The organism is Methyloceanibacter sp. (assembly GCF_051306395.1).
Classification (GTDB): domain Bacteria; phylum Pseudomonadota; class Alphaproteobacteria; order Rhizobiales; family Methyloligellaceae; genus Methyloceanibacter.
Map to the genome: position 1 here is coordinate 1 of NZ_JBPPND010000014.1, position 8,962 is coordinate 8,962.

9 protein-coding genes are annotated in these 8,962 nt (G+C 64.2%); 7 read left to right on the forward strand and 2 right to left on the reverse strand.

The window, feature by feature from the left end; genetic code table 11:
- The 4 genes from ACSLE4_RS00970 to ACSLE4_RS00985 all read left to right on the forward strand — a co-directional run.
- A partial coding sequence (locus ACSLE4_RS00970; protein WP_435902621.1) for a phosphorylase family protein occupies window positions 1-340 on the forward strand: 340 nt, incomplete at its 5' end.
- Between the two features lie 66 nt (window positions 341-406).
- On the forward strand, window positions 407-952 hold the full coding sequence (locus ACSLE4_RS00975; RefSeq protein WP_435902622.1) for an adenine phosphoribosyltransferase: 546 nt from the start codon (window positions 407-409) through the stop codon (window positions 950-952).
- A gap of 40 nt (window positions 953-992) precedes the next feature.
- Window positions 993-2,096, forward strand: coding sequence for an S-methyl-5-thioribose-1-phosphate isomerase (gene mtnA / locus ACSLE4_RS00980; protein ID WP_435902623.1), 1,104 nt, complete (start codon window positions 993-995; stop codon window positions 2,094-2,096).
- Window positions 2,097-2,138: 42 nt separating this feature from the next.
- Window positions 2,139-3,101, forward strand: coding sequence for a Vgb family protein (locus tag ACSLE4_RS00985; protein ID WP_435902624.1), 963 nt, complete (start codon window positions 2,139-2,141; stop codon window positions 3,099-3,101).
- Between the two features lie 68 nt (window positions 3,102-3,169).
- On the opposite strand, the gene ACSLE4_RS00990 is transcribed toward ACSLE4_RS00985, so the two are convergent.
- Window positions 3,170-3,484 carry a hypothetical protein gene (locus ACSLE4_RS00990; protein ID WP_435902625.1) on the reverse strand — a complete coding sequence of 105 codons (315 nt, stop codon included), beginning with the start codon at window positions 3,482-3,484 and terminating at the stop codon, window positions 3,170-3,172.
- Between the two features lie 190 nt (window positions 3,485-3,674).
- The gene (locus tag ACSLE4_RS00995; RefSeq protein ID WP_435902626.1) at window positions 3,675-3,926 is read right to left on the reverse strand and encodes a hypothetical protein; all 252 of its coding nucleotides are present in this window, start codon (window positions 3,924-3,926) and stop codon (window positions 3,675-3,677) included.
- Between the two features lie 161 nt (window positions 3,927-4,087).
- On the opposite strand from ACSLE4_RS00995, the gene ACSLE4_RS01000 reads away from it, so the two are divergent.
- The 3 genes from ACSLE4_RS01000 to ACSLE4_RS01010 all read left to right on the forward strand — a co-directional run bounded on the left by ACSLE4_RS01000 (window position 4,088) and on the right by ACSLE4_RS01010 (window position 8,380).
- Entirely contained in the window at window positions 4,088-6,133 is a 2,046-nt protein-coding gene (locus tag ACSLE4_RS01000; RefSeq protein ID WP_435902627.1) for a bifunctional aldolase/short-chain dehydrogenase, read from the forward strand.
- 179 nt (window positions 6,134-6,312) lie between these two features.
- A complete protein-coding gene (locus ACSLE4_RS01005) occupies window positions 6,313-7,554 on the forward strand; it encodes a methyl-accepting chemotaxis protein (RefSeq protein WP_435902628.1) in 1,242 nt (413 codons plus the stop codon).
- A 118-nt stretch (window positions 7,555-7,672) separates the two neighbouring features.
- Window positions 7,673-8,380 (forward strand): DUF502 domain-containing protein, encoded by a 708-nt coding sequence (locus tag ACSLE4_RS01010; RefSeq protein ID WP_435902629.1) that lies wholly within the window; start codon window positions 7,673-7,675, stop codon window positions 8,378-8,380.
- Window positions 8,381-8,962 lie beyond the last annotated feature (582 nt).

The following is an 8,962-nucleotide window of genomic DNA, read 5'->3' on the forward strand; positions in this document are numbered from 1 at the left end:
CTACTCGGTCGTCGGCATGACCAATTTGCCGGAGGCCAAGCTCGCCCGCGAGGCGGAGCTTTGCTACGCGACGGTCGCCATGGTCACCGATTTCGACTGCTGGCATCCGGACCATGACGCGGTGACCGTGCAGGACATCATCCGCGTGCTTACGGCGAACGCCGAGAAAGGCGCACGGCTCGTGGCGCGGATCGCCAAAGATTTCCCGCGCGAGCACGAGCCATGTCCGATCGGCTCCGACCAAGCGCTGGACACAGCGATCATCACCGCGCCGGAAGCGCGCGACCCCGAGCTCCTGAAAAAGCTCGACGCGGTGGCCGGGCGGGTGTTGAACGGCTGATCCGCCCCTAGTCAGCCCGGACACGTTCCAGTATCAAGGCGCCGCGCCTTTCGGCTCTCGTGGAGAATGACCTTGCCCAGCGACATCGATCTCAAGGGTCTCGTGCGGACCATTCCCGATTATCCGAAGCCGGGCATCATGTTCCGCGACATCACTACGCTGCTTGGCCATGCGACCGGCTTTCGGGCCTGTGTCGAGGATCTGGTCAGGCCGTTCCATGACCAGCGGGTGGAGTCGGTGGCCGGCATCGAGGCGCGCGGTTTCATTCTGGGCGGGGCTGCGGCCGACCGCCTGCGTTGCGGCTTCGTGCCGATCCGCAAGAAGGGCAAGCTGCCGGCCAAGGCCATCGGCCAAGATTACGAGCTCGAATACGGGATCGACGTCATCGAGGTTCACGAGGACGCGCTCAGCCCTGGCGAGCCGGTTCTGCTGGTCGACGATTTGATAGCCACCGGCGGCACGGCGGTCGCCGCCGTCAAGCTGTTGCGCCGTCTGAGAGCCGAGGTGGTGGGCGCGGCCTTCGTCATCGACCTGCCGGATCTCGGCGGCCGCGCGCGCCTCGCCGAACTGGGGGTGGAGTGCCACACGCTGATCTCCTTCGAGGGGGAGTAGGGCTCTCAACTTGCAGGGCCGGGTGTGCTAAGCCACGCCTATGAATATCGACGGCAAACCCTATCGGACCATCTGGCTCGGCGAAGACGGCGTCTCGGCCGAGATCATCGACCAGACCAAGCTGCCCTTCGCGCTCGAGATCGTCCTTTTGCGGACCCTCGAAGACGCGGCGCACGCCATCTCGTCCATGCAAGTGCGCGGCGCGCCCCTGATCGGTGCCACGGCCGCTTACGGCGTAGCGCTCGCCATGCGGGCCGACGCTTCCGATGATGGTCTCGACCGGGCTTGCGCGGCGCTCGCGGCGACGCGCCCCACGGCCGTCAATCTGCGCTGGGCACTCGATGAAATGAAGAAGGAGCTGACGGAGCTGCCGCAAGGGGCGCGCGTGGCGGCGGCCTTCGCCCGCGCCGGCGAGATCTGCGACGAAGACGTGGAGACCTGCCGGAAGATCGGCGAGAACGGCGTCGGGCTGATCCAAGCCCATGCGGAGCGCAAGCAGGGCGAGCGCGTGAACATCCTCACCCATTGCAATGCCGGGTGGCTCGCCACGGTCGATTGGGGCACGGCGCTGGCGCCCATCTATCGCGCTCACGATGAGGGACTGCCCGTCCATGTTTGGGTCGACGAGACGCGCCCGCGCAATCAAGGCGCCTCGCTCACCGCATTCGAGCTCGGCGCCCATGGCGTGCCGCACACGGTCATCGCCGACAATACCGGCGGCCATCTGATGCAGCATGGGCTCGTGGATCTATGCATCGTCGGCACCGACCGCACGACGGCGAGCGGCGACGTGGCCAACAAGATCGGCACCTATCTGAAGGCGCTCGCTGCCAAGGATAACGGGGTGCAGTTCTTCGTGGCGCTGCCCCATTCGACCATCGATTGGAGCCTCACCGACGGCAGCGCCATCCCCATTGAGCAGCGCGACGCCACGGAGGTGACGCAGATGACCGGCCGGTTGCCGGACGGCTCGGTCGCCACCGTGACGATCACGCCGCAAGACAGCCCCGCGGCGAACTACGCCTTCGACGTGACGCCGGCGCGGCTCATCACCGGCTTTATTACCGAGCGCGGCCTGACGCCAGCGACGGCGGAGGGCTTGCGGCTGCTCTATCCGGAGCACCGGGAGCAAGCGGCGGCCTAGTCCGCCTTTTGGCGTACACAATCGGACACTAGGCTTCGCCGTATGCAATCACATCTCACGTTCATCGTGAGCCTCGGGCTTGCCCTTTTCCTTGGCCTCGCGCCTGTACGCGCCGCTGACGTCCAGTATTACGACGTGGGTGCGGGCGACCACCCGCACGACGTGGCGCCGGCCCCGGATGGAACGGTCTGGTACACGGCGCAGCACAAAGGCGCCCTCGACCGCCTCGATCCCAAGACGGGCAAGATCACCCGCGTTCCGCTTGGGCACGGTTCGCGCCCCCATGTCGTAATCGTGGGGCCGAACGGCGACGCCTGGGTCACCGACAGCGGCCTCAACGCGATAGTGCGTGTCGACGGCAAGACCGAAGAGGTCGAGGTCTTTCCGCTGCCCGATGACGCCAGCAACGCCAATATGAATACGGCCGCCTTCGACGGCGAGGGCCGTGTCTGGTTCACCGGGCAGACCGGCTTCTATGGTCGGCTCGATCCCAAGACGGGCAAGATGGATGTCTGGAAGTCGCCGAAGGGCAGGGGGCCCTACGGCATCGCCGCAACCCCGTCCGGCGACATCTACTATGTGTCGCTCGCCGGCTCCTTCCTGGGTAAGGCGGACTTGGAGACCGGCGAGACCAATGTCATCGAGCCCGAAAGCGAAGGCGTCGGCACGCGGCGCGTTTGGGCCGACTCCAAGGGACGCTTATGGGTGAGCGAATGGAACGCCGGCAATCTCAGCTTCTACGATCCGGCCAAGAAGGACTGGACGGTTTACAAGCTCCCGGGCAACGAGCCCCATGCCTATGCGGTCTTCGTGGATGACCACGATATGGTTTGGGTCAGCGATTTCGGCGCCAACGCTATTTTGAAGTTCGATCCCAAGACCGAGACCTTCGGAAGCTTCCCGAGCAACAAGAAAGACGCCTCGGTGCGCCAGATGCTCGGACGTCCGGGTGAGATGTGGGGCGCGGAGTCAGGAACGGACCGGCTGGTCGTCATCCGCGACTAAAGACCAGAGAGCGGCGCGGGACCGAAGCCCCGCGCCTTTCTTGTCGATCAAATCAGCTACCGATCAGCCTACCAGCCGAACCAGAGGCTGACGCCTGAGCGGCGGTAGTACGGCCGATAGTAGTAGGGATAGGGCCGGTAATACCGATAAGGCCGGTAATAGGGCCTGCTATAATAGGGGTAGGGCCGGTAGCGAGGCCCGCGGTAGGAGCGGCCTCTATACCTCTTTTTGTATTTGTACCGCTTCTTGACCTCGATTAGGTCCCCGCTGGCGTGGCTGTAGTTCAGCGCCGCGGCTGCGGGCAGGGCCGACGCGGGCTTGGGGCTCGCGACGACGAAGACGACAAGGAGGCCCGCTAGGGCCGTAAGAAGAACTCCGCGCATGGGTGTTTACCTCGAGCGTTAGGGGTTGGCCCCTCCTCAGCTAACCTAGGAGATGGGGATCGGTTCCCCAGAAGGGAACCCCATGAATTCAAGACTTTAAGACTTCACGCGTTGAGGAACGGATAAAGGCGCGGGCTCCGGCGGATATTTCCCACCGGCGCCTTGCTTCTTCGGCTCTCGCACGTGTGCCTTAAGCCAGCACCATCACGGCCATGAAGCCGAGCGCGGCGGCCGCCGCCGTCGGCGCGATCCACGTCATGACGGTGCTCTGGCCCGCCGCCCCCATGGCCGTCCTATTGGCCGCGCGTGGCGCGTTCGCGCTCACCATCGGTTGGAGACCGGCGGCGGCGACAAGCGAGGCCGTGTGCTTTGCGTGCCATTTCGGTCCCGGGCCGCGCATATAGTGCCGCTCGGGATGGTACGCGTTACGGAAACTACCCACCTTTGACTTCCCTCATCCAGATATGCCCCTAACTTCCTATAATTCATGCAAATATGTTGCGAATCGGTATCCGACCGGGGCGGAAATGAGGATTTTTCGCCGCAAGCTGGAAGCGCGCTCTTTCCTTGCCGGGCGGTGCGAAACTTGCCAAAACCCGCGCCATGCAAAGCCAATGGAACGACGACACCGCGAAGCAGACGGTCGAGGCCTATGGCGCCGAAGGCGTCAATGAGGACATCGCCCTTCGCGTCTACACCACGCGGCTAATCGGCCGCGACCCGCTACTCGTCCTGCATGGGGGCGGCAATACCTCGGTGAAGACCCGCGCCACCGACGATCTCGGCCAGGAACACGAGGTCATCGCGGTCAAGGGCTCGGGCGCCGACATGGCCGACATGGAGCCCTGGGGGCTGCCGGCGGTGAAGCTCGAGCCGCTCCGGCAGATGCGCGCGCTCGACGCCCTGTCGGACGAGGCCATGGTCAATCTGCAGCGGCTCAACCTGCTCGACGCCTCGGCGCCAAACCCGTCCGTGGAGACGCTGCTCCACGCCTTCCTTCCGCATAAGTTCGTGGACCATACCCATGCGGCCGCGGTGCTGGCGCTGGTGGACCAGCCGGACGGGGAGGCCTTGGCGCGCGAGGTCTATGACGGGCGCATGGGGATCGTGCCCAATATCGCGCCGGGCTTCGGGCTCGCCAAGGCGGCGGCCCAAGTGTTCGAGGAGAAGCCCGACGTTGAAGGGCTGATCTTGCACAAGCACGGCATCTTCACCTTCGGCGAGACGGCGCGTGAAGCTTACGAACGTATGATCGAGATGGTGTCGCTCGCCGAAAGCCGCCTGCGCCAGGGCCGCCCGGTGGTGTTCCCGGCCGCGCAGATCGCAAGCAGCCTGGAGACCGCAGCGGAGATCGCGCCGATCCTGCGCGGGGCGTGCGCCATCAAGAAAGACACCGCGGAGCCGATCCGCTTCATCGCCGAATTGCGCACGGGCCCGGAGATCCTCGACTACGTGAACGGCGCGGAGCTCACCTCTTACAGTCAGCGCGGCGTGGTGACCCCCGACCACATTATCCGCACCAAGAACAAGCCCTTGGTGGTACCCGCGCCGGAAGCCGGCCAGCTCGACGACTTCGCTCAGGCAGTGAAGTCGGCGGTCGATACGTTCATTGGTGACTATGACGCCTATTTCGCGCGTGAGAACGCGGCGGTGGGTGACACGAAGACAAAACTCGATCCCATGCCCCGCGTGATCTTGGTGCCGGGCGTCGGTCTGTTCGGGCTCGGGCGCACGGCAAAGGATGCCGCGATCGCGGGCGATCTCGCCGAGAATACAATCAGAGTGGTGACCGACGCCGAGGCTATCGGCCGCTACGACCCGCTACCCGAGGCTGATCTCTTCGCGCTCGAATATTGGAGCCTCGAGCAAGCCAAGCTGAAAGGGCAGGTGGCGAAACCGCTGACCGGACAGATTGCCGTGGTGACCGGCGCGGGCGCTATCGGGGCTGCCACGGCTAAAGCGCTGGCCGGCGACGGGGCTGCCGTCGCGGTGCTCGACATTGACGGCGAGGCGGCGAAGAAAGCGGCGGCCGAAGTGAAAGGGCTCGGCCTCCCATGCGACGTGACCAAGGCGGAACAGGTGGCGCGGGCGTTCGCGGCCGTGTGCGAGCGCTTTGGCGGCGTCGATATTCTGGTGTCGAACGCGGGCGCGGCGTGGCAGGGGCGTATCGGCGATGTCTCCGATGAGACTTTGCGCAAGAGCTTCGAACTCAACTTCTTCGCCCATCAGACCGTCGCGCGCGAGGCTGTGCGCATCATGCTGAAGCAGGACACGGGCGGCGTGCTCCTGTTCAACATCTCCAAGCAAGCGGTGAACCCAGGGCAGAATTTCGGGCCCTATGGCTTGCCCAAAGCGGCGACCATGCTGCTCATGCGCCAATATGCGCTCGATTACGGCGCCGAAGGTATCCGCTCAAATGGGGTCAACGCCGACCGCATCAGGAGCGGGCTCCTGACCGACGAGATGATCGCGGCGCGGTCCAAGGCGCGGGGGCTGTCGGAGGCCGATTATATGAGTGGCAACTTGCTCCACGCCGAGGTCACGGCGGACGACGTGGCACAAGCGTTCCTGGGGCTCGCTAAGGCGCGAAAGACCACCGGGCATGTCGAGACGGTGGACGGCGGCAATATCGCCGCGGCGCTGCGCTAGGATCGATCCCGCAATATTTTGCGGGCGGTCGCCCAAAACGGGGCGATCCTAAGGGAGTTTTAACCACAAAAGGAGAGGCTTCCCCCACACGCTTTTCGCGGGGGATTCGCCGTATCGGCCGTCCCCACAGCGACATCTAGGGACGGAATTTGCGCTTTAAAAAAATTGAGAGATTTCAAATGGTTCTCCGCCTGAAAATCACGCTCGCCTTTGCCGCCACGGCGCTTATGGCCGTCTTCGTGTCCTTTGTGCTCCAGCAACTGATTCCGAGCGCGGGCGCGGCCGCGCTGCTTACCCTCGTCGTCGCGGTCGGTCTCGGCGCGGGCTTTGGCTATTTCTGGGGCGGCGGCCTCTCAAGGGCGCTCAGCGATCTCAGCAGCGTCATTCTGCGCTTCACCAAATGGGACATGGACGGCGTCGTCCCGCACGCCGCGCGATCCGACGAGGTGGGCGGCATCGCTAAGGCCCTGAAGACTTTCCAGGCCGATGCGATTCAGTGGAGCGAGAGCCACAAGAGCGAGCAGGACAGCCAAGTTCAGGGGCGGCTTGCCTCGCAGCAGCGCACCGAGGAGCTGATCCATCAGTTCCGCGGCTCGATCGCCGGCATTCTCGGCGCCTTCGCCGACAGCGCGCGAACCATGGACGAGACCGCGCGGGTGCTGTCGAACGTGGCGTCCGACACGAACGAGCGCGTCACCTCCGTGGCCTCGGCCTCGGACGAGGCGTCGGCGAATGTGCAGACCGTGGCGGCGACCGCCGAGGAACTGGCCGTTTCCGTCAGCGATATCGGCACGCGCGTTTCCACCGCGAGCCGCATCGTCAACCAAGTGACCGAGAACGCCCGCACCGCCAACCTCAAGGTCGAAGGCCTGGCGACCGCGACGCAGCGTATCGGCGACGTAGTGAGCCTCATTCAAGACGTTGCCGCGCAGACCAATCTGCTCGCGCTCAACGCCACCATCGAGGCGGCGCGCGCGGGCGAGGCAGGCCGTGGCTTCGCCGTGGTTGCCAGCGAGGTGAAGACGCTCGCCGACCAGACCGCCAAGGCGACCGATGACATCAAGCAGCAGATCGACTCCATCCAGAGCTCGACCAATGGCGCGGTCGAGGCCATGCAGTCCATTGTCATCACCATGGGTGAAGTGAACAAGAACACCCAGGAGATCGCCGGCGCCGTGCAGCAGCAGTCGGCGGCGACCTCGGAGATCTCGCACAGCGTGCGCCAGGCGGCGCGCGGCACCGAGGATGTGGTGGCCCATATGCCCGGCGTTACCAAGGCCGTCGACGAGACGAGCCAGTCGGCGACGCAGATGCTGCAAGTCAGCCGCGATCTCTCGCGCCAGGCTGAGCAGCTGCGCCACACCGTGGAGAACTTCCTGCGCCAGGTGGCCGCGGCCGATGCGCTGAAGCGCGCGAGCTAAGATTTTCAGGTTCAGGTTCCGCGTACGAATGGCCGGGATTCGTCCCGGCCATTTCGCGTCTGGTGCAATGACGCGCGCGATGGGCTAGCCTCCATCCGCTAACGGGGAGGGTCGCGGCGTGGGCCGGATTATCCGCATTTTCCTGTCGGGGGTTCTCGCCCTTTTGCCGATCATGGTCACGGTTACGGTGACCGCGTGGGTCGCTTCGCTGGTGGCAAGCTATGCGGGGCCCGGCAGCTTCCTCGGCAATCTCATTACGTCCCTCGGGCTGAACGTCTATGGCTCGTCGACGATCGCCTATTTCATTGGGCTTGGCATCATCCTCGTCATCATCTTCGTGCTCGGACTCCTCGTGGAATCCGGCTTGCGCTCATGGATCTCCAACAGCTTCGACTGGCTGATGATGCGGATTCCGCTGGTCTCGAATGTCTACGACCTGTCCAAACGATTCGTCGCGATCATGGATCGCGGGGACGAGGACAGCCTCAAGAGCATGAGTCCGGTGTGGTGCTTCTTCGGCGGCGAGGGGAGCGCGGCGGTTCTGGCGCTGATGCCTTCTCACGAGCCGGTCGAGATCGGGGAGCACAAATATATTCCGGTGCTGGTGCCCTCGGCGCCGGTGCCTTTCGGCGGCGCGCTGATCTATGTGCCGGCGGATTGGATCAGGCCGGCGGAAGGAGGCGTGGAGCGGCTGATGAATGTCTATGTGTCCATGGGCGTCACGCCCCCGGAAAACATGCCCGCCAAGGGGAGCCCGGCGATCGTCGAGCCGCGCCCGCCGGCCGTAAGAAAGAAGGCGTCCCCTTCACTCAAGCCTAACGCCTGAAAGCTACGGAGCTGGATCACTCAAGAGATTGACGCGCTTTCGTTAGGATCTTCCCGCAAGGTTTCGAGCAAGGCGTCCATTAGCAGCCGAGATTCGGTCGGTTTGCTGCGCGTGACGGAAAAGAGCTTCACGCAAACGGCGCGTCTCAGGGCTTCGTCTCTTGCCAAGTCCAATAGATTAGAAGCCTCAATCGCCGTCCAAGCGCCTTGGAGAGCATGCTCCATCACCGCCAGATCGTCTGGATCAAAGAAGCCCTTGGGGGGGACATATCGAGACATTTGATCAGCCCGTACCGTTCGTTGCTCGCTGGACCTTATAAACGCCTGGCCAGAACAAAGGTTCACCAGCGGCGAACGACGTGCCGAGCGGGTCTCGGTGGTCTAGGGGTAGCCTCCAAACAGAAGAAGCCCCGCCGCAAAGGCAAGGCTTCCCCCGTTCCCCCGAATGTAGGGATTATGAAAACCGACGATTCGGGCAATGGTGCGACAAAACGTGCCCGAAGATTACTGCATTGTAATTGGGCGGCTGACGGCAGAAGGGCTTAGCCTTGAGGCATTCGGCGGGTCTCCTTCCCCCACCCCG